The sequence below is a fragment of the Rhizobium gallicum bv. gallicum R602sp genome, from assembly GCF_000816845.1.
Lineage (GTDB): Bacteria > Pseudomonadota > Alphaproteobacteria > Rhizobiales > Rhizobiaceae > Rhizobium > Rhizobium gallicum.
Map to the genome: position 1 here is coordinate 1,490,874 of NZ_CP006877.1, position 17,364 is coordinate 1,508,237.

Consider the following 17,364-nt stretch of genomic DNA (forward strand, 5'->3'; position numbering starts at 1 on the left):
GAGATTATGGCTAAGCAGGACGAACTGGTATTTCTGCCTTTGGGCGGTGTCGGCGAGATCGGCATGAATCTCGCGCTATACGGCTACGGCCCGGCAGATCACCGCCAGTGGATCATGGTCGATTGCGGCGTCACCTTCCCGGGTCCGGATCTTCCGGGCGTCGATCTGGTGCTGCCCGACATCCGCTTTCTCGCTGCCGAGCGTAAGAACCTCAAGGCGATCATCATCACGCATGCGCATGAGGATCACTACGGTGCACTGGCCGACCTCTGGCCGGGCCTGAATGTTCCCGTCTACGGCTCGCCCTTCACCGCGGGCCTGCTGGAAGCCAAGCGCAATTTCGAGAAAGATGCGATCGGCGAAGTGCCGGTGACGATCTTCAAGGCAGGCGATACGATCAATGCCGGTCCCTTCAGCATTGAAGGCGTGGCTGTCAATCACTCGATCCCCGAGCCGATGTCGTTGATGATCCGCACGCCGCTCGGCAATGTGATCCATACCGGTGACTGGAAGATCGACCACGAGCCGTCGCTTGGACCGCTGACCGACGAGACCCGCTTCCGCCAGCTCGGGGACGAGGGCGTGTTAGCGCTGATGTGTGACTCCACCAATGCGCTTCGCGACGGCGTTTCGCCGTCCGAAAAGGATGTTTCGGAAAGCCTGAGCAGGATCATCGAGAATGCCGAAGGCCGCGTGGCGGTCACCAGTTTCTCCTCGAATGTCGGCCGTATCCGCACCATTGCCGAGGCCGCTGAAGCCGCAGGCCGCGAAGTCTTGCTGCTCGGAAGCTCGCTGAAGCGCGTCGTCGATGTCTCGCGCGAGATCGGACTGATGGAAGGCGTCAAACCATTCATCTCCGAGGACGAATACGGCTATATCCCGCGCGACAAGGTCGTGGTCATCCTGACCGGCAGCCAGGGCGAGCCGCGCGCAGCGCTTGCCAAGCTATCGCGCGACGAGATGCGCAACGTCGCACTCGCCGCCGGCGATATCGTCGTCTTCTCCTCCCGCGCCATCCCCGGCAACGAGAAGGCGATCCAGGATATCAAGAACGGCCTCACCGAACAGGGCGTGCACGTCATCACCGACAACGAAGCGCTGGTTCACGTCTCCGGCCATCCGCGCCGCAACGAGCTTCAGAAGATGTACGAGCTGACACGCCCGAAGATCGTCGTGCCCGTGCACGGCGAGGCGACGCATCTGACAGCTCACAAGGAACTGGCGGAACAATCCGGTATCGGCATCGTGCCGCGGGTGCGCAACGGCGATATTCTGCGGCTTGCGCCCGGTCCGGTCGAGGTCATCGACGAGGCGCCGCACGGACGCATCTACAAGGACGGCATGCTCATCGGCGATTTCGACGAGATGGGGATAGGCGAGCGCAAGAAGCTCTCCTATGTCGGCCATGTCGCGGTCAACCTCGTGGTCGACAGCCGCTACGACATTGTGGGCGATCCCGATCTCGTGGCCATTGGCCTGCCGGTCTATGACGACGAGGGCGACGAGATGGAGGACACGCTCTTCGACGCCGTCGTCGGCGCTATCGAGAGCATCCCGCGCGCCCGCCGCAAGGACCTCGACATGATGCAGGAAGCGGTGCGCCGCGCGGTCCGCGCTGCGGCAAACCAGACCTGGGGCAAGAAGCCGATAGTCACGGCGTTCATCACAAAGGTCTGATCGATGCTTGGCCGCGTCAACCACATCGCCATCGCCGTCCCCGACCTTGCCGCAGCAACGGCAGGCTACCGCGATACGCTGGGTGCCAGGGTCTCGCAGCCGCAAGCTTTACCTGAACACGGCGTCACCGTCGTCTTCGTCGAATTGCCGAACACCAAGGTCGAACTGCTGGAGCCGCTGGGCGACAATTCGCCGGTTGCCGCCTTCCTCGAAAAGAACCCTTCCGGCGGCATGCATCACATCTGCTACGAGGTTTCGGACATTCTTGCGGCGCGCGATCAACTCGCGAAATCGGGCGCGAGGGTGCTTGGCAGCGGCGAGCCGAAAACCGGCGCCCATGGAAGGCCGGTGCTCTTCCTGCATCCGAAGGACTTTTTCGGCACCCTGATCGAGCTGGAACAGGTCTGAGGCAGGCTGCGGCAGAGGGACCTGACTGCGGAAGGGTCCGGATATGGGATTTGAGCTATCCACCATTCCGCTCTATAAGCGCGTCTGTCGCACTGTTTGCAACGGCGTCTCGGGACACAGAAATGCTGCAGATTTTTCTACAGGGCTTTGCCGTCTATTTCATCGTCTGGTGGATCACGCTTTTTGCCGTGCTGCCGATCGGCCTGCGCACGCAGGCGGAGGACAACGATGTGGTTCTCGGCACCGTTCCGAGCGCGCCGACGCGTTTTCGGGCGCTCTTCACCTTTTCACTGACGACCATTGTTTCGGGGGTCGTCTATGGCGCGTGGTATATCTCCTCGACCTATTTCGGCTGGGGTTTCGACGCCCTCCCGCAGATTGGCCCGAGCTTCCGATGAAGTGGAGCTTTTGCTCAATCTTTGAGCATATGTAAACTTGCCGGGAAAGCCGGAGCTGTCATACGGACATCACGGAAATGACGCAGCGGACTCACGCAACGGCATGACGCCTTGCCGTAGGGTAAGAAGTAGGGCTTTTTGCGCCGCGTTAGGCTGGAAAAACCAAAAAAAAACAAGGCTGAAAGCCTTGTTTTAAGTATCGCGTGATCTGTAACCGTTGCCGGGGCTGCGACGAGCGCGCCTAAGATCTGATCCTCCCAAGACTTGACCGCGAATTCGACAGGAATTTAATCTCCCTGCCTGTTTTGTGAGCTAAAGCTAGCTCAAAGATTAAGCTTTGTCATCAGCTTTTTTTGCATTTTTGCTACACTTGAGAAAAAAATACCTGTTGACAAGATTTTGATGCAAACCTTTAGAAATGCCCGCTTTTTTTCGCACAGGCATTTTTCGGCCGCAAACTTGCGTCTACGATAGGCTGCTCGCGCATCACGCGGGTTTCTTTCCGGCCGCGAAGCGGTTATGACGCTCCCGATATCAACGATCGCCGTCGATTCCGCACGAGAGCGGAATCCCAACTGCTCTGGAATCCGCCATGCGTCTGTCCCGCTATTTCATGCCCATCCTCAAGGAAAACCCCAAGGAGGCGGAAATTGTCTCCCACCGGCTGATGCTGCGCGCCGGCATGATCCGCCAGCAGTCGCAGGGCATTTATTCCTGGCTGCCGCTCGGCAAACGCGTTCTCGACAAGGTGAATTCCATTATCCGCGAGGAGCAGAATCGTAGCGGCGCGATCGAGCTTTCCATGCCGACGCTGCAGTCCGCCGAGCTCTGGCAGGAAAGCGGGCGCTACGACGCCTATGGCAAGGAGATGCTGCGTATCAAGGACCGCCAGGACCGGCCGATGCTCTATGGACCGACGAATGAGGAGATGGTGACGGATATCTTCCGTTCATACGTCAAGTCCTACAAGAACCTGCCGCTGAACCTCTATCACATCCAGCTGAAGTTCCGCGACGAGATCCGCCCGCGTTTCGGTACCATGCGCTCGCGCGAGTTCATGATGAAGGATGCCTATTCCTTCGACCTGACGCGTGAAGGCGCCGAGCACTCTTACAAGAAGATGTTCACGGCCTACCTGCGCACCTTCGACCGCCTGGGGCTGCGTGCCATTCCCATGCGCGCCGACACCGGTCCCATCGGTGGCGATCTCAGCCATGAATTCATCATTCTCGCGGAGACCGGCGAATCGGAAGTTTACAGCCACAAGGATTTCGTCAATTTCGATATCCCGCCGGCCGATACCGATTTCGACGATGCCGCCGGCCTGAATGCGATTTTCGACAAGTGGACCTCTGTCTATGCAGCCACCTCGGAGATGCACGACGAAGCAGCATTCAACGCCATCCCGGAAACCGCGCGTCTTTCGGCGCGCGGCATCGAAGTCGGCCACATCTTTTATTTTGGCACGAAATATTCCGAGCCGATGGGCGCCAAGGTGCAGGGGCCAGATGGCAAGGAACACACTGTTCACATGGGTTCCTACGGTATCGGGCCGACACGCCTTGTTCCCGCCATCATCGAAGCATCGCATGACGACAACGGAATCATCTGGCCGGCTTCTGTTGCGCCGTTCGATGCGCTCGTGATCAACATGAAGGCGGGCGATGCCGCTTGCGATGCAGCTTGCGAGAAGATCTACGCGGCGCTTTCGAAGGCCGGCAAGGACGTGCTCTATGACGATACCGATGATCGCGCCGGAACGAAATTCGCCACTGCCGACCTGATCGGCATACCGATGCAGATCATCGCCGGCCCGCGCGCGGTCGCCAACGGCGAAGTGGAACTCAAGGACCGCAAGACCGGTGCCCGCGAAACGATGACGATCGACGCGGCGATCAACAAGCTCTTGGCGTAAGGCCGAACGGAGGCGAAATGGCAGATGCGGCGGTGGACCAGCGGGGTTCGAAATCCGGCCTCGGTCCGGCGGTCAGGCCATTCTCCGCCTTCGAACGCCTTGTGGCGTGGCGTTATCTGCGCGCCCGCCGCAAGGAAGCCTTCATCTCGGTCATCGCCGGCTTTTCCTTCGTCGGCATCATGCTGGGCGTTGCGACGCTGATCATCGTCATGGCCGTCATGAACGGTTTCCGCACCGAGCTGATCTCGCGCATTCTCGGCATCAACGGCCATATGATCGTGCAGCCGGTGGACGGACCTTTTACCGACTATGCGGCATTGACCGACAGGTTCGCGGCGGTGCCCGGCATCAGAATGGCGCTGCCTTTGGTCGAGGGCCAGACGCTGGCGTCGGGCCAGGCGGGTGCCGGAACCGGCGCACTGGTGCGAGGCATCCGCGCCGAAGACCTGACCAAGCTCAAGACGGTTTCCGACAATATCAAGTCCGGAGACCTCGTCGGATTCGCTTCGGGGCAGGGTGTTCTCATCGGTTCGCGCATGGCGGAGCAGCTCGGTCTGCGGGCGGGCGATACCATCACGCTGATTTCACCGGAAGGTGACGTGACGCCGATGGGCATCAATCCGCGCGTCAAATCCTACACCGTTTCCGGCATCTTCGAGATCGGCATGTCGGAATATGACGCGGCGATTATCTATATGCCGCTTGAGGAGGCGCAGCTCTATTTCAATGCCGAGGGCCTCGTTCAGTCGATCGAGCTCTTCGCCAACAATCCCGACGATATCGACAATCTCCGCCCCAAGGTGGAGGAAGCGGCAGGCCGTCAGATCGCCATCACCGATTGGCGCCAGCGCAACCAGACCTTCTTCTCCGCCCTGCAGGTGGAGCGCAACGTGATGTTCATGATCCTGACGCTGATCGTTCTGGTCGCGGCGCTGAACATCATCTCCGGCCTGATCATGCTGGTGAAGGACAAGGGCAGCGATATCGCGATCCTGCGCACCATGGGCGCGACGTCCGGCGCCATCATGCGCATCTTCTTCATGACCGGTGCTGCGATCGGCATCGTCGGCACTATTGCCGGCGTGCTGCTCGGCGTCGTCGTCTGCATCAACATCGAGTCGATCCGCCAGTTCTTCTCCTGGGTCACGGGCACCGTGCTCTTCAATCCGCAACTCTATTTCCTGAGCCAGCTGCCGGCCGAGATGAGTCTCGGCGAGACGGTCTCTGTCGTCGTCATGGCGCTGGCGCTCTCCTTTCTCGCGACCATTTTCCCAGCCTGGCGGGCCTCGCGGCTCGATCCGGTGCAGGCGCTCCGCTATGAATAAGGAATGCTGATTTCAATGAAACGGAACGTCGTTCTCAAGCTTACCGGCGTCGAGCGTCACTATGGCCAGGGCGATACCGTGCTCACCATTCTGAAGGGCGCAGATTTTACCCTCCACAGCGGCGAGATCGTCGCCCTGGTCGCTCCTTCGGGCACCGGCAAATCGACGCTGCTGCATGTCGCGGGCCTGCTGGAGCATCCGGACGGCGGCGAAGTCACCGTCAACGGCCAAGTCTGCGAAGGGCTGACCGACGAGAAGCGCACGGCGATCCGCCGCAGCGAGATTGGCTTCGTCTACCAGTTCCACCACCTCCTTCCGGAGTTTTCGGCCCTCGAGAACATCATGATGCCGCAGATGATTGCCGGTCTGCCGCGAAACGAGGCGGGCGAACGCGCAAAGCAGCTGCTCGACTATATGCGCATCGGCCACCGCGCCAGCCATCGTCCCGGCGAGCTTTCGGGCGGCGAGCAGCAGCGGGTCGCGATTGCGCGCGCGGTTGCCAATGCGCCGACCGTGCTTCTCGCCGACGAGCCGACCGGAAACCTCGATCCCGAGACCGCGAGCTACGTGTTCGATGCGCTGGAGGCGCTCGTCCGCCAGTCCGGTCTTGCAGCGCTGATCGCCACTCATAACCACGAACTTGCTGGCCGCATGGACCGTCGCGTGACCATCAGCGACGGTAAGGTTGTCGAGTTCTGATTAGGGGCGGATGAGGCCGCCTCGGTAATCCAGCTCGTAGGCTCTCCGCTCTGCAACGATGATCATTTCCCGTCCGCTGAAGTGATCGCAATCGCCGGTGCTGTGGTCGGCATAAAAGCCGAAGGCATGCTCGAATTCCATGCCTCCCAGGAAGCGACCGTATTCGGCATACATCGTCGAAAGCGCGGCTTTGATGACCGCACCTGCCTTTTCCCCATCGATCAGCGTCGGCTCGACAATGCGGCCGAAATAGTTCATCACCCAGACGGGCTCGCCGCCCAGCCACACGACTTCTTGTCCGGCGAAATCCGTTCCGCCGAAATAGCTGTCGAGATAGCGCCATTCTCCGCGCGCGTAGCCGATGTCGTGCGATCCGCTGCGGCAGGCGTCTAGCCTTCTTCCGCCGCCGACATAGGTATTTGCCTTCGCTTCGACGACGAAGCCGTTCAATGCAGCAAGATTCATGGCTCTCGGCCTCCCGCTCCGAAGCTCTCCCAAAAACACATGCCTGTAAAGAACAAAATGAGAACTGGCGACTATCGGCCGCAGATCGATTGACCGGTTTCGTCGCTCCACTGCTCGATGGTGATCACGCGTGGCGCGGCTTTCACGTCCTTTCCGTTCTTCTTCAACTCGCCGGTCAGCGCATTGTAGTCGCATGAACCGCCGGCATTGGGATCGAGCGTGTCGTAGTGATTGCGGGTGTAGCCGGCGACAACGAATTGTTTGTTGCGGTAGGCAAGCGTCAGCGTCAGATCCCAGCGCTCGCGGCCGATCGCGCTGTTTTGGGAATGGACTGCAATGGAGGATTTGCCGGCAGCCTTGATCGTGGGCTCTTGGCCGAAAACGCCGTCTGCATCCGTGCTGCCCCAGATCTTGCTGGGCGCGCTTGCCGAAAGCCTGAGAAGTTCGTGGTCGGCGTCACGCAGATAGATGTAGATGCCGATCTGCTCTTTTCTCTCCGCATCGGCCGGTGCGACCAGGATAGCCAGATCCAGCTTTCCGTCGCCATTCCAGTCTCCCGTCGCGCCATCGACGATGGCGCCAGGGTCTATGTCCGCAGCTAACGTCGCCGTTGCGCCGACAATGGCGATGAATGCGATGACAGCCCTCATAATTCTCCTCCGGTTCCGCCGTTAACTATGCGCAAGTGATTCCTGTTGACAACAGAACAATAGAGGAACAAATTGGAAACATAACGAGTAAAGGAGAGCCAGATGACTGACATGATCCGTGATATCGCAGCATTCACCTCCATTGCAATGTTCGTTGGGAGCTTTTCGTTGATCCTCATGGCACTGTAAGTTTTCAGGGGACCGCATCGCTTTCATGCGGTCCGCACAAGGGACTGCTTCTGGACATCGCTGTCATCAACACCGACAATGCAAACCGATTCATTCGGGCGATTGGAAGGGTATGAAATGGCGGATGCGGAGAGCGGCTTTGTCGGCGGTACGCCGGGTTTCGTGCACCTGCGTGTCCACTCGGCTTATTCGCTCCTTGAGGGCGCGCTGCCGCTGAAGAAGATCCTTTACAAGGCATCAGGCGATAGCCAGCCGGCGATCGCCATCACCGACACCAACAATCTGTTCGTCGCTCTCGAATTTTCGCAAAAGGCGATGGAAGAGGGGCTACAGCCGATCATCGGGTGCCAGCTGTCGATCGATATGGACGGCCTGGAGACAGAAAGGCGCGGCGGTCAGCAGGCGCTGGCCAAGCTGCCCTCCATCGTCGTGCTTGCCGCGACCGCGGCAGGCTACGAGCGGCTCGTCGATCTCGTCAGCCGCGCTTATCTCGGCGGCGAAGACAACCAGGCGGTCCATATCAGGGCATCCTGGCTGGAAGAGGCCGGAACCGAAGGGCTGATCGCGCTGACGGGTGCGCTTGGCGGCCCCGTCGATGTGGCACTGAAGCAGGGGCATGCCGCGCAGGCGCAAACCCGGCTGCTTGCTCTGAAGCGGCTCTTCCCAGACCGGCTCTATGTCGAGTTGCAGCGCCACGGAACCTATGACAAGCGCCATGAGCAGAAGGTCGTGGGGCTTGCGTATGAGCACGATCTGCCGTTGGTGGCGACCAACGAGGCCTTCTTCCCGACGCGCGACGATTATGATGCCCATGATGCGCTGATGGCCGTTGCCCATAACGCCATCGTCTCGGACGACAGCCGCTTCCGCCTGACGCCGGACCACTATTTGAAGAGCCGCGCCGAGATGGCGAAACTCTTTGCCGATCTGCCGGAAGCGCTGCAAAACACGGTCGAGATCGCCCGCCGCTGCTCCTTCGTACTGAAGACCCGTAAGCCCATCCTGCCGCGCTTTACCGGCGCCACCGACGATCCCGAGGAGGCCGAACGCGCCGAGGCGCTGGAACTCCGCCGGCAGGCGGAGGAGGGCCTCGACATGCGCCTTTCGACGCTCGGCATGTCGCCCGGCTATGAGGAGAAGGATTACCGCGAACGGCTGGAATTCGAACTCAGCGTCATCGAGCGCATGCGGTTTCCGGGCTACTTCCTGATCGTTGCGGACTTCATCAAATGGGCAAAGCAGCATGATATCCCTGTTGGCCCCGGCCGCGGTTCCGGTGCAGGCTCGCTCGTCGCCTATGCGCTGACGATCACCGACGTCGACCCGTTGCGCTTTTCGCTGCTCTTCGAACGCTTCCTCAATCCGGAACGCGTCTCGATGCCCGACTTCGACATCGACTTCTGCCAGGACCGCCGCGAAGAGGTGATCCGCTACGTGCAGCAGAAATACGGCCGCGCACAGGTGGCGCAGATTATCACCTTCGGTTCGCTGCAGGCGCGCGCTGCCCTCCGCGACGTCGGCCGTGTGCTGGAAATGCCTTACGGCCAGGTCGACAAGATCTGCAAGCTGGTGCCGAACAATCCGGCCAATCCGACGCCGCTCTCCAAGGCGATCGAGGAGGAGCCGAAGCTTCAGGAGGAGGCAGCGAAGGAGCCCGTCGTGGCGCGCCTGCTCGATATCGCCCAGAAAATCGAGGGCCTTTACCGCCACGCCTCGACGCACGCCGCCGGCATCGTCATCGGCGACCGGCCGCTCTCGAAGCTGGTTCCGATGTATCGCGACCCCCGCTCCGATATGCCGGTCACCCAGTTCAATATGAAGTGGGTCGAGCAGGCCGGCCTCGTAAAGTTCGACTTCCTCGGCCTGAAAACGCTGACGGTACTGAAAGTTGCGGTCGATTTCGTGGCCAAACGCGGCATCAAGGTGGACCTCGCCGCGATCCCGCTCGATGACAAGAAAACCTACGAGATGCTCTCTCGCGGCGAAACGGTCGGCGTGTTCCAGGTGGAAAGTGCCGGCATGCGCAAGGCGCTGATCGGCATGAAGCCGGACTGCATCGAGGACATCATCGCCCTCGTCGCCCTTTATCGCCCGGGCCCGATGGAAAACATCCCGACCTACAATGCCCGAAAGCATGGGGAAGAAGAGGTCGAATCGATCCATCCGATGATCGATCACCTGCTCAAGGAGACACAGGGCGTCATCGTCTATCAGGAACAGGTGATGCAGATCGCCCAGGTCCTGTCCGGCTATTCGCTCGGCGAAGCCGATCTTCTGCGCCGTGCCATGGGCAAGAAGATCAAGGCGGAAATGGACCAGCAGCGCGAGCGCTTCGTCGACGGTGCCATCAGCAACGGCGTGTCGAAGCCGCAAGCCGACAACATCTTCGAACTGCTGGCAAAGTTCGCAAACTACGGCTTCAACAAGTCGCACGCCGCCGCCTACGCTATCGTCTCTTATCAGACGGCTTATATGAAAGCGCATTACCCGGTCGAGTTCCTGGCCGCGTCGATGACGCTCGATATGTCGAACACCGATAAGGTCAACGATTTCCGGCAGGATGCCAAGCGCCTCGGCATCGAGGTCATCGCACCCTCGGTTCAAAGCTCGTTCCGCCAATTTGAAACCGGCGACAACCGCATTTATTACGCATTGGCGGCGCTGAAGGGCGTCGGCGAAAATGCCGTCGATCACATTGTCGAGGTGCGCGGCGAAGAGCCTTTTGCAAGCATCGAGGATTTCTGCCTGCGCATCGATCCGCGCCAGGTCAACCGGCGCGTGCTGGAAAGCCTGATCTATGCCGGCGCCTTCGATTGCTTCGGCCAGGATCGCGCAGGGCTCGCAGCCGGCCTTGATCGCATTTTGGGCTATGCCCAGCGCGCGCAGGAAAATAAGCTGAGCGGCCAGTCGGATATCTTCGGCGGCGCGCTGTCGTCCGGGCCGGAGAAAATTGCGCTGCCGCCGTTTTCGCCCTGGCTCGCTTCCGAGCGACTGCTCAAGGAGTTCCAAGTGTTGGGCTTCTACCTGACGGCGCACCCGCTCGACAGCTACAACAACATCCTGCAGAAGATGCGGGTCCAGACCTTTGCGGAATTCTCCGCCGCCGTGAAGCAAGGCGCAACCAATGCCCGGCTTGCCGGGACGGTCATTTCGAAGCAGGAGCGCAAGACGCGCACCGGCAACAAGATGGGCATCATCGTCTTTTCGGATTCGTCCGGACAGTTCGAAGCCGTGCTGTTCTCTGAAATGCTGAACCAGTACCGCGACGTGCTGGAACCGGGGAAGTCCTTTGTGCTAACCGCCACCGGCGAGGAGCGGCCGGAAGGCGTCGGTCTGCGCTTGCAGACGATCCAGTCGCTCGAGGAAAAGTCGTTGCAGATGCAGAAGTCGCTGCGCGTTTATGTCCGCGATTCCGGTCCTATGCGCGCCGTTGCGGCGCACCTGAACGCCAAGGGCGACGGCCTCGTTTCCTTCATCGTCATCAAGGAGGACGGCAAGCGCGAGGTCGAGGTCGAGCTGCCGCAAAAATACCGCATCACACCGGAAATTGCCGCCGCCTTGCGCGCCGCCCCCGGCATCGTCGATGTCGAGCTTGTCTAGGTCATGAACTGCCTGAACCAGAATCAGGGAACGCCCCGTTCCTGAAGAAAGGCTTGAGTGATCTGCTCCGCTAGCCGTGCCATCTCGCCGGCGGGAATCTGCAGCACGCCATGCTCGGCCATGAGCGCGTGGTACTGTTGCTCTTCGAGGGGTACGCCTGCAGGCAGAGGAACCACATGGAAATGGAGGTGGCTGTTGGCTTGCTGGCTGCCGAGTGAAAGAACATAGATTCTTTCAGCATCGAATGCCTTTTTCAGCGCCCGAGACAAGAGGTGTACATGCCCTTGCAATCGCAGGTATTCTTCGGTCGTGAGATCCTGAGCCAAGTCTTCGCGGTGTTTCTTTGGGGAAACCAAACAGTATCCGGGCAGCGTTGGATATTTACTGAGAAAGATGATTGTCTCTTCATCCTCGAAAATGCGATGATGGAAGAACGCAGGATCTCCGCTCACCAGCCCGCAGATAAAACAGGGCCTTGTCGCTATATCGCGCAGGTAGGCTTCGACATTGAACGGCTGGCGTTTGCTCATACTGAACATCAAGGACCATGTGTGTAAATCAAGATTTCTCGCGCTGCCTTTCGGTTTCAAGCGCAGATTGTTTTGCGCGCCTTCGCCGAATCCTGCGTGTGGTCTCTCCGGTTAATGAAGTTGCGTGCCCGAGGGACTGGGTCATGCAGGTACTGATCAGGACCCAGCATCTTGCGTTGATTTAGCTCGGCCGTGCTGAGCGGATCGAAATCGACTCCCTCGATCGCGCAGCCCCACCCGGGATTACGAGATGCCCACCCCTTCCGATGGTGTTCCAGAAGCCGTTCGCGCCTGCAATAGCCGTGATAATCGAAGGCGATGACGCCGTTCGTCACATAGATATGGCCTCCTGCGAAGCCCTCGTTCGGAATGATCCGCTCAGCATGGAAACCTTCGAGCGGCGGAAGCTGAAGGAAGACACCGGCGAGGATGTGGCAGGCGCCATAGCCAAAGAAGATACGGTCAGGCAGCGCCCACCGCTTTTCGGGATTTTTCTTGATCCCGTGTTTCAGGACATACATGCGTGAGCACTTCCATTTTTGATCCAAATGAATCGCGCTGTCATGCAACCAGTATTTCATTGATTGCGACGAGATTGCAATTAGGCGTTATACGCCATGCCTTTGAAATCGATTGCTCAGGCGGCGGCCGAGACACCTCTAAAAGGGCTGCCGGTACGACGGCCGTGCCGCCAGTCATCGAGGGCTTTGCGCTCTAGTGCGTAATTGTGATGAAATCCGTGCCCGCACCTGTCTCTGGGCCGATGCCCGTGTCGGAAATCGTTAGAGTCGAGCCTGCCGCCAGCATGCCGCCGATCCGGCGGCGCGTTTCGTCGGATATCGTAATGCGGTCGAGCGCGCGGGCGATCGGCGTGCCTGTCACGATCGAACTCTCGTTGGCGACGATCCCGAGCCGCTTCATTGCCTGCCTGGAAAGATCGTTCTTGAGCGTCACGCCGAGCCAGTCGGCCTTGCCGTTCTTGGCGTCGACGGCGTGCAGCGCGAAGAAATGCGTGCCAAGTGCCTGCCGTGCATTGTCGATCGTCAGCGGCGCCTCGAAGACCGGCATGAAACCCTGCCGCACCATAATAATGCCGTTCGGCGGCTCGCCTTTGCCTGCCGCGGCGTAAACTTCCCTGAGGAGAGTGTCGCTGACGAGCGCTTTGTCACCTTTGAACTGCGCAGGCCGCAGTGCCTTGAAGGTATTGATGGCCTGAATGGTGGCCGTGCCGACAAGGCCGTCGGGTGTGCCCGTCGAGAAACCGAGCTGGTTGAGATAGGTCTGGATATCGATCACCGTCTCGCGCTCGGTGCGCCGGGAGATGAGAATGCGGATCGGATCGGTGTTTTCCGAGGCCGCGAACTGCGCGACAGGCGGTGGCGCTGCGTTGTTCATCGCCAACTGAACAGGCTCTCCGCGGTTTTCGCCGATCGCCGGGCGCAGTTCCGCATCCGAAAGCAGCAGTGGCGGTTTCGGTAGATCGGGACGGAAGAGATTTGGATGCGCGATCGGCTCGGGCGCCACCTCGGCATCGCTGATGATGACCGGCACGCTAAGATCCGTCATCTTGTAGAGTTGCTTGGCAAAGGCGGCGGGCATGCGCACGCATCCGTGGGAGGCCGGATAGCGCGGCACGGAATTCGATTCATGAAGCGCGATGCCAGACCAGGTCAGTCGCTGCATCCACGGCATCGGAGCTGCCGAGTAGAGGTTGGACTCGTGGTATTTCTTTTTCTCGAGAACGGAAAAGATACCGTTCGGTGTGGTGTGGCCGGCCTTGCCGGTCGAGACTTTCGAGGTCGCGATCACTTCTGTGCCGTCGTAGACGACAAGCGACTGCCTGTCCTTGGAAACAAAGATTTGCAGGGTGCGGGCATCCACCGCAAAGGCCGGGTGATGCACGAGTGCGGTCGCCGACAGCAAGCCGAGGCCGAAAACAAAACGCGAGAACATGTGAGCCAACCAATACGCAATACTTGTCCTTCATATTACGGTACGATGCTTAAGGAAGGCTTGAGCGTTCGTCGTTGGATCGGCGCTCACCCATTGGTGATCTACTTGCGATTGCCCGATTATCCGTCGCGTCTGCCGCTGCCGAACGTATATCCGGTCTCCACGGTCTTCTTGCCGAATTTCTCGCGCAGCTTGTCCATCGCGGTTTCCGCCGCCGCGCGCCGCGTGGATTGCTGGTCGATGAGGTCCGGCGGGTCGGCGCGCGCCGGGTCGCAAAGGTCGGTGACGCCGATGCCGATCAGGCGGAATTTTGTACCGTCCGTTTCCTTCTCCAGAAGCTCGATGCCGGTCCGGAAAATCCTGTCGGCAAGCTGCGTCGGGTCCTCCAGCTTCCGGTTGCGCGTGCGGGACTTGAAATCCGCCGTCTTCATCTTCAAAACGACGGTATTCCCGGCAATGCCGCTCTTCTTCAGCCGCCAGGAGACCTTCTCGGAGAGACTGCGCAGGATCGGCACCAACTCGTCATAGCGTGAAATATCGTCGAAGAAGGTCGTCTCCGAGGAGACGCTCTTTGCCGCATCGTTGAGGTGAACCTCGCGGTCGTCGATGCCGCGCGAAAGGCGCGCGAGCCTCTGGCCGATACTGCCGTAGCGGCGCATCAGATCCGTTTCCTCCATCGTCTGCAATTGTCCGATTGTGCGGATGCCATCCGCTTCGAGCGTTGCCGCGAAAGCCTTGCCCACGCCCCAGATCGTCGTCACCGGGCGCGGCGCCAGAAACTCCACGGCTTCTTCGCGGCCAATGACGGAAAAGCCGCGCGGCTTCTGCAGGTCTGAGGCCACCTTGGCGAGGAACTTGCAGTAGGACAGCCCGACGGAAACCGTGATGCCGATCTCCCTTTCCACTCGACGGGCGAATTTCGCGAGTGTGCGGGCCGGCGGGTCATGGTGCAGGCGCTGGGTGCCGCCGAGTTCGAGGAATGCCTCATCGATCGAAAGCGGCTGCACAAGCGGCGTCAGCTCCTGCATCATGGTGCGGACCTCGCGGCCGACCTTGACGTATTTCTCCATGTCGGGACGGATGACGACCGCCTGCGGGCATGCCTCCAGCGCCTTGAACATCGGCATGGCGGAGCGAACACCGTGGATGCGGGCGATGTAACAGGCAGTGGACACGACGCCGCGCGTGCCGCCGCCGATAATGACCGGCTTGTCGGCAAGCTCCGGATTGTCGCGCTTTTCCACCGCCGCATAGAACGAGTCGCAATCGATATGTGCGAGGGTCAGATCATAGAGTTCCTTGTGCCGCACGAGGCGCGGACTGCCACAAGCCATGCAGCGGCGCGCCTCATCCTTCTGCTCGGCAAGGCAGTCGCGACAGAAGCCGGGTGTCTTGTCAGGGGTGGGGGTCATCGTGGTGAGAACAAAGATTGAACATTGTGAGACTACGCCTTAAACTTCCGAGTCTCAAGAGACTGGAGAGGTTTGGCTTTGGATATCGATCTGCGTTTTGAGCCGGTGACGCCGGAGCGCTGGAAAGATTTCGAGGCGCTTTTCGGTCCGCGCGGTGCCTTCTGTGACTGCTGGTGCGTGGCTCTCAGATTGCCGCATGCAGTGCGCACCAAAATGCGGCCGGATGAGCGGAAAGAGTATATCAAAAACCGCATCGCCGCTGGTCCGCCGCCCGGCATTCTCGCCTATGCGGGCGGCCAGCCGGTCGCATGGGTGCAGGTGGGACCGCGCCAAGATGTTGCCCAATTCAACTCGCCGCGCACGGTTTCCCGGCCGCTGGAGGAGAGCGATGTGCTGGACCCGTCCATCTGGGCTGTGAGCTGTTTCTTTCTTTCGCCGTCACTGCGTGGCAAAGGTTTCAGTCATCGCCTGCTGAAGGGCGCGATCGATCACGCGCGGCAAAACGGCGCGCTCTGTCTCGAAGGCTGTCCCATCGACCATACGAAGCAGTCGAAGTCGGTTACACTCTGCATCGGCTCGACCGCGATCTTCGATGCGGCGGGCTTCGAGCCGGTGGCGCGGCGAAAGCACGGGCGGCCGCTCATGCGGTTGAATTTGCTGCAGTGAGGCTTCGAGCCGCGTCGGCTTCAGTGAAATGACGGCCGATCAGCGATGCAGCCTCGTTCCAGTCGTGAATCCGCTGAATGTCGTGCATGGCCGCAGGCGCGAAACGGTGAATTTCGGAGACCGGCATCAGATGCAGCAGAAGGCAGTTGTCGACATGTTCGCGCACCGAATGAAGATTGACCGCCATGTCGTCGATGAAAGCGACGGGCAGGGGACGCACGCCATGCAGCGCTTTGACGACCGGCCCTTTCGGCTGACGGGTCGCAAGCAGCGGGTAGGGGAGGCTGAAGCGGTCGAGCAACCGCCGCCGTTGATCCGCATAGACCGGCGGCATTGCGGTCAGAAAAACGATATCGGCAGTGGCGGAGAGCCTGCCGAGGGTCTCCGTGGCCCGCGAAAGTGGCAGCTGCCACTCCTCCTGCCGTTCAAAGAAGGTTTCGATCAGCCGGCTGACATGGATAACCTCGAGCGCAACCCCATCTTTAGAAACGATATTGCCATGAAGATGAAAGGAACGCGGCAAAAGCTCATGCCCTTCGCTGAGAAGAAACCGCTGAAAGGGATCGATGAACTGCAGCACGACGTCGTCGACGTCGCAAACGATCAGCGGCCGGTCGCCGAGCCGGACATGCGAGATGTCGAAAGTCTCAGTCTCCATTGCGCTCAGTATTCTCCGGAATCGAGGCCGGGAGAGGAGAAATGCCGCCATACGGCAGCAAGCGTATCGGGCCTCGTGCCGGTCGCCTCGCAGAAGGCCACCGCCGTTGGCTCGTGGTTCATCAGGAAATCCAGCATGCCGGCGAGGAAGCCAGGATCGTGGACGGCGTTGCGGACCTGGGCAGGCTCCACGCCCGTCAGCGCCAGGAAACGCGAGAACATGTCGGGTTCGTTCGCCAGCCAGCTGAGAACGGCAATCGCCGTTTCCTGGGGGTCTGCGGCGAATTGTTTGGAAGTCTTGAAGTTGCTTTGCATTTCGCTGGGTAAGTTACCTTTTCTTCAACCAAATACCGGTAGTTTACCACTATCGGTTTCCTGGATTCGTGCGCGCAGTCTTCTGTCACGGCGCGATCGGCTGCGGGGACGAGACGTAGGGACAAGCATGCCATGCCCAAACAGGTGATGATTGTAGAAGATAACGAGCTCAACATGAAGCTCTTTCGCGACCTGATCGAGGCGTCCGGCTATACGACAATTCAGACCCGAAACGGGATGGAAGCGCTTGATCTTGCTCGAAAATACAAGCCGGACCTGATCCTTATGGATATCCAGCTTCCGGAAGTTTCCGGCCTGGAGGTTACCAAATGGCTGAAGGAAGACGACGAACTGCATGTCATCCCGGTGATTGCGGTAACGGCCTTTGCAATGAAGGGTGACGAGGAGCGCATCCGTCAGGGCGGCTGCGAAGCCTATGTCTCCAAGCCCATCTCGGTTCCGAAGTTCATTGAAACGATCAAGACCTATCTCGGTGATGCCTAGC

The 17,364-nt window shown here is 59.9% G+C and carries 17 protein-coding genes; 9 read left to right on the top strand and 8 right to left on the bottom strand.

The window, feature by feature from the left end; genetic code table 11:
• Nucleotides 1-6: 6 nt before the first annotated feature.
• From RGR602_RS07330 to RGR602_RS07360, 6 genes are all read left to right on the top strand, one after another.
• Complete coding sequence (locus tag RGR602_RS07330) at nt 7-1,677, top strand: ribonuclease J (RefSeq protein WP_039844568.1); 1,671 nt, start codon at nt 7-9, stop codon at nt 1,675-1,677.
• 3 nt (nt 1,678-1,680) lie between these two features.
• On the top strand, nt 1,681-2,085 hold the full coding sequence (gene mce, locus RGR602_RS07335; protein ID WP_039844569.1) for a methylmalonyl-CoA epimerase: 405 nt from the start codon (nt 1,681-1,683) through the stop codon (nt 2,083-2,085).
• A gap of 122 nt (nt 2,086-2,207) precedes the next feature.
• The gene (locus RGR602_RS07340) at nt 2,208-2,483 is read left to right on the top strand and encodes a DUF1467 family protein (protein ID WP_039844570.1); all 276 of its coding nucleotides are present in this window, start codon (nt 2,208-2,210) and stop codon (nt 2,481-2,483) included.
• A 592-nt stretch (nt 2,484-3,075) separates the two neighbouring features.
• Nucleotides 3,076-4,398: a proline--tRNA ligase gene (gene proS / locus RGR602_RS07350; protein ID WP_039844572.1), complete on the top strand. Its 1,323-nt coding sequence runs from the start codon at nt 3,076-3,078 to the stop codon at nt 4,396-4,398.
• A gap of 17 nt (nt 4,399-4,415) precedes the next feature.
• On the top strand, nt 4,416-5,723 hold the full coding sequence (locus RGR602_RS07355) for a lipoprotein-releasing ABC transporter permease subunit (protein ID WP_039844573.1): 1,308 nt from the start codon (nt 4,416-4,418) through the stop codon (nt 5,721-5,723).
• Between the two features lie 15 nt (nt 5,724-5,738).
• Entirely contained in the window at nt 5,739-6,422 is a 684-nt protein-coding gene (locus tag RGR602_RS07360; RefSeq protein ID WP_039846709.1) for an ABC transporter ATP-binding protein, read from the top strand.
• Here the strand turns inward: RGR602_RS07360 and RGR602_RS07365 are convergent, their stop codons facing one another.
• Both RGR602_RS07365 and RGR602_RS07370 read right to left on the bottom strand, forming a co-directional pair.
• Nucleotides 6,423-6,887, bottom strand: a complete 465-nt coding sequence (locus tag RGR602_RS07365) for a DUF5680 domain-containing protein (RefSeq protein ID WP_039844574.1) — start codon at nt 6,885-6,887, stop codon at nt 6,423-6,425.
• A gap of 71 nt (nt 6,888-6,958) precedes the next feature.
• Complete coding sequence (locus tag RGR602_RS07370; RefSeq protein ID WP_039844575.1) at nt 6,959-7,537, bottom strand: hypothetical protein; 579 nt, start codon at nt 7,535-7,537, stop codon at nt 6,959-6,961.
• Nucleotides 7,538-7,843: 306 nt separating this feature from the next.
• Here RGR602_RS07370 and dnaE point away from each other — a divergent pair, with 306 nt between their 5' ends.
• On the top strand, nt 7,844-11,326 hold the full coding sequence (dnaE, locus tag RGR602_RS07375; protein WP_039844576.1) for a DNA polymerase III subunit alpha: 3,483 nt from the start codon (nt 7,844-7,846) through the stop codon (nt 11,324-11,326).
• A 23-nt stretch (nt 11,327-11,349) separates the two neighbouring features.
• Here the strand turns inward: dnaE and RGR602_RS07380 are convergent, their stop codons facing one another.
• From RGR602_RS07380 to RGR602_RS07395, 4 genes are all read right to left on the bottom strand, one after another.
• Nucleotides 11,350-11,856 carry an HIT family protein gene (locus RGR602_RS07380; protein WP_039846710.1) on the bottom strand — a complete coding sequence of 169 codons (507 nt, stop codon included), beginning with the start codon at nt 11,854-11,856 and terminating at the stop codon, nt 11,350-11,352.
• Nucleotides 11,857-11,912: 56 nt separating this feature from the next.
• Nucleotides 11,913-12,377 (bottom strand): hypothetical protein, encoded by a 465-nt coding sequence (locus RGR602_RS07385; RefSeq protein WP_039844577.1) that lies wholly within the window; start codon nt 12,375-12,377, stop codon nt 11,913-11,915.
• A gap of 193 nt (nt 12,378-12,570) precedes the next feature.
• Entirely contained in the window at nt 12,571-13,809 is a 1,239-nt protein-coding gene (locus RGR602_RS07390) for a L,D-transpeptidase family protein (protein WP_039844578.1), read from the bottom strand.
• A 119-nt stretch (nt 13,810-13,928) separates the two neighbouring features.
• Entirely contained in the window at nt 13,929-15,221 is a 1,293-nt protein-coding gene (locus RGR602_RS07395) for a DNA polymerase IV (RefSeq protein ID WP_039844579.1), read from the bottom strand.
• Nucleotides 15,222-15,299: 78 nt separating this feature from the next.
• Here RGR602_RS07395 and RGR602_RS07400 point away from each other — a divergent pair, with 78 nt between their 5' ends.
• Entirely contained in the window at nt 15,300-15,887 is a 588-nt protein-coding gene (locus RGR602_RS07400; protein ID WP_039844580.1) for a GNAT family N-acetyltransferase, read from the top strand.
• Here the strand turns inward: RGR602_RS07400 and RGR602_RS07405 are convergent.
• Nucleotides 15,862-16,545, bottom strand: coding sequence for a hypothetical protein (locus tag RGR602_RS07405; protein WP_039844581.1), 684 nt, complete (start codon nt 16,543-16,545; stop codon nt 15,862-15,864). The genes RGR602_RS07400 and RGR602_RS07405 overlap by 26 nt on opposite strands.
• 5 nt (nt 16,546-16,550) lie before the next feature.
• Nucleotides 16,551-16,859, bottom strand: a complete 309-nt coding sequence (locus RGR602_RS07410; protein WP_039844582.1) for a DUF3572 domain-containing protein — start codon at nt 16,857-16,859, stop codon at nt 16,551-16,553.
• Between the two features lie 132 nt (nt 16,860-16,991).
• On the opposite strand from RGR602_RS07410, the gene RGR602_RS07415 reads away from it, so the two are divergent.
• Nucleotides 16,992-17,363, top strand: coding sequence for a response regulator (locus RGR602_RS07415; RefSeq protein WP_022714852.1), 372 nt, complete (start codon nt 16,992-16,994; stop codon nt 17,361-17,363).
• Nucleotide 17,364: the final 1 nt, after the last annotated feature.

What these genes read in the sequence shown, in the direction of transcription:
- mce (WP_039844569.1), top strand. Translation starts at nt 1,681, where the DNA reads ATGCTTGGCCGCGTCAACCACATCGCCATCGCCGTCCCCGACCTTGCC.
- RGR602_RS07365 (WP_039844574.1), bottom strand. Translation starts at nt 6,887, where the DNA reads ATGAATCTTGCTGCATTGAACGGCTTCGTCGTCGAAGCGAAGGCAAAT.
- RGR602_RS07415 (WP_022714852.1), top strand. Translation starts at nt 16,992, where the DNA reads ATGCCCAAACAGGTGATGATTGTAGAAGATAACGAGCTCAACATGAAG.
- RGR602_RS07410 (WP_039844582.1), bottom strand. Translation starts at nt 16,859, where the DNA reads ATGCAAAGCAACTTCAAGACTTCCAAACAATTCGCCGCAGACCCCCAG.
- proS (WP_039844572.1), top strand. Translation starts at nt 3,076, where the DNA reads ATGCGTCTGTCCCGCTATTTCATGCCCATCCTCAAGGAAAACCCCAAG.
- dnaE (WP_039844576.1), top strand. Translation starts at nt 7,844, where the DNA reads ATGGCGGATGCGGAGAGCGGCTTTGTCGGCGGTACGCCGGGTTTCGTG.
- RGR602_RS07340 (WP_039844570.1), top strand. Translation starts at nt 2,208, where the DNA reads ATGCTGCAGATTTTTCTACAGGGCTTTGCCGTCTATTTCATCGTCTGG.
- RGR602_RS07360 (WP_039846709.1), top strand. Translation starts at nt 5,739, where the DNA reads ATGAAACGGAACGTCGTTCTCAAGCTTACCGGCGTCGAGCGTCACTAT.
- RGR602_RS07370 (WP_039844575.1), bottom strand. Translation starts at nt 7,537, where the DNA reads ATGAGGGCTGTCATCGCATTCATCGCCATTGTCGGCGCAACGGCGACG.
- RGR602_RS07390 (WP_039844578.1), bottom strand. Translation starts at nt 13,809, where the DNA reads ATGTTCTCGCGTTTTGTTTTCGGCCTCGGCTTGCTGTCGGCGACCGCA.
- RGR602_RS07380 (WP_039846710.1), bottom strand. Translation starts at nt 11,856, where the DNA reads ATGAGCAAACGCCAGCCGTTCAATGTCGAAGCCTACCTGCGCGATATA.
- RGR602_RS07330 (WP_039844568.1), top strand. Translation starts at nt 7, where the DNA reads ATGGCTAAGCAGGACGAACTGGTATTTCTGCCTTTGGGCGGTGTCGGC.
- RGR602_RS07405 (WP_039844581.1), bottom strand. Translation starts at nt 16,545, where the DNA reads ATGGAGACTGAGACTTTCGACATCTCGCATGTCCGGCTCGGCGACCGG.
- RGR602_RS07395 (WP_039844579.1), bottom strand. Translation starts at nt 15,221, where the DNA reads ATGACCCCCACCCCTGACAAGACACCCGGCTTCTGTCGCGACTGCCTT.
- RGR602_RS07355 (WP_039844573.1), top strand. Translation starts at nt 4,416, where the DNA reads ATGGCAGATGCGGCGGTGGACCAGCGGGGTTCGAAATCCGGCCTCGGT.
- RGR602_RS07385 (WP_039844577.1), bottom strand. Translation starts at nt 12,377, where the DNA reads ATGTATGTCCTGAAACACGGGATCAAGAAAAATCCCGAAAAGCGGTGG.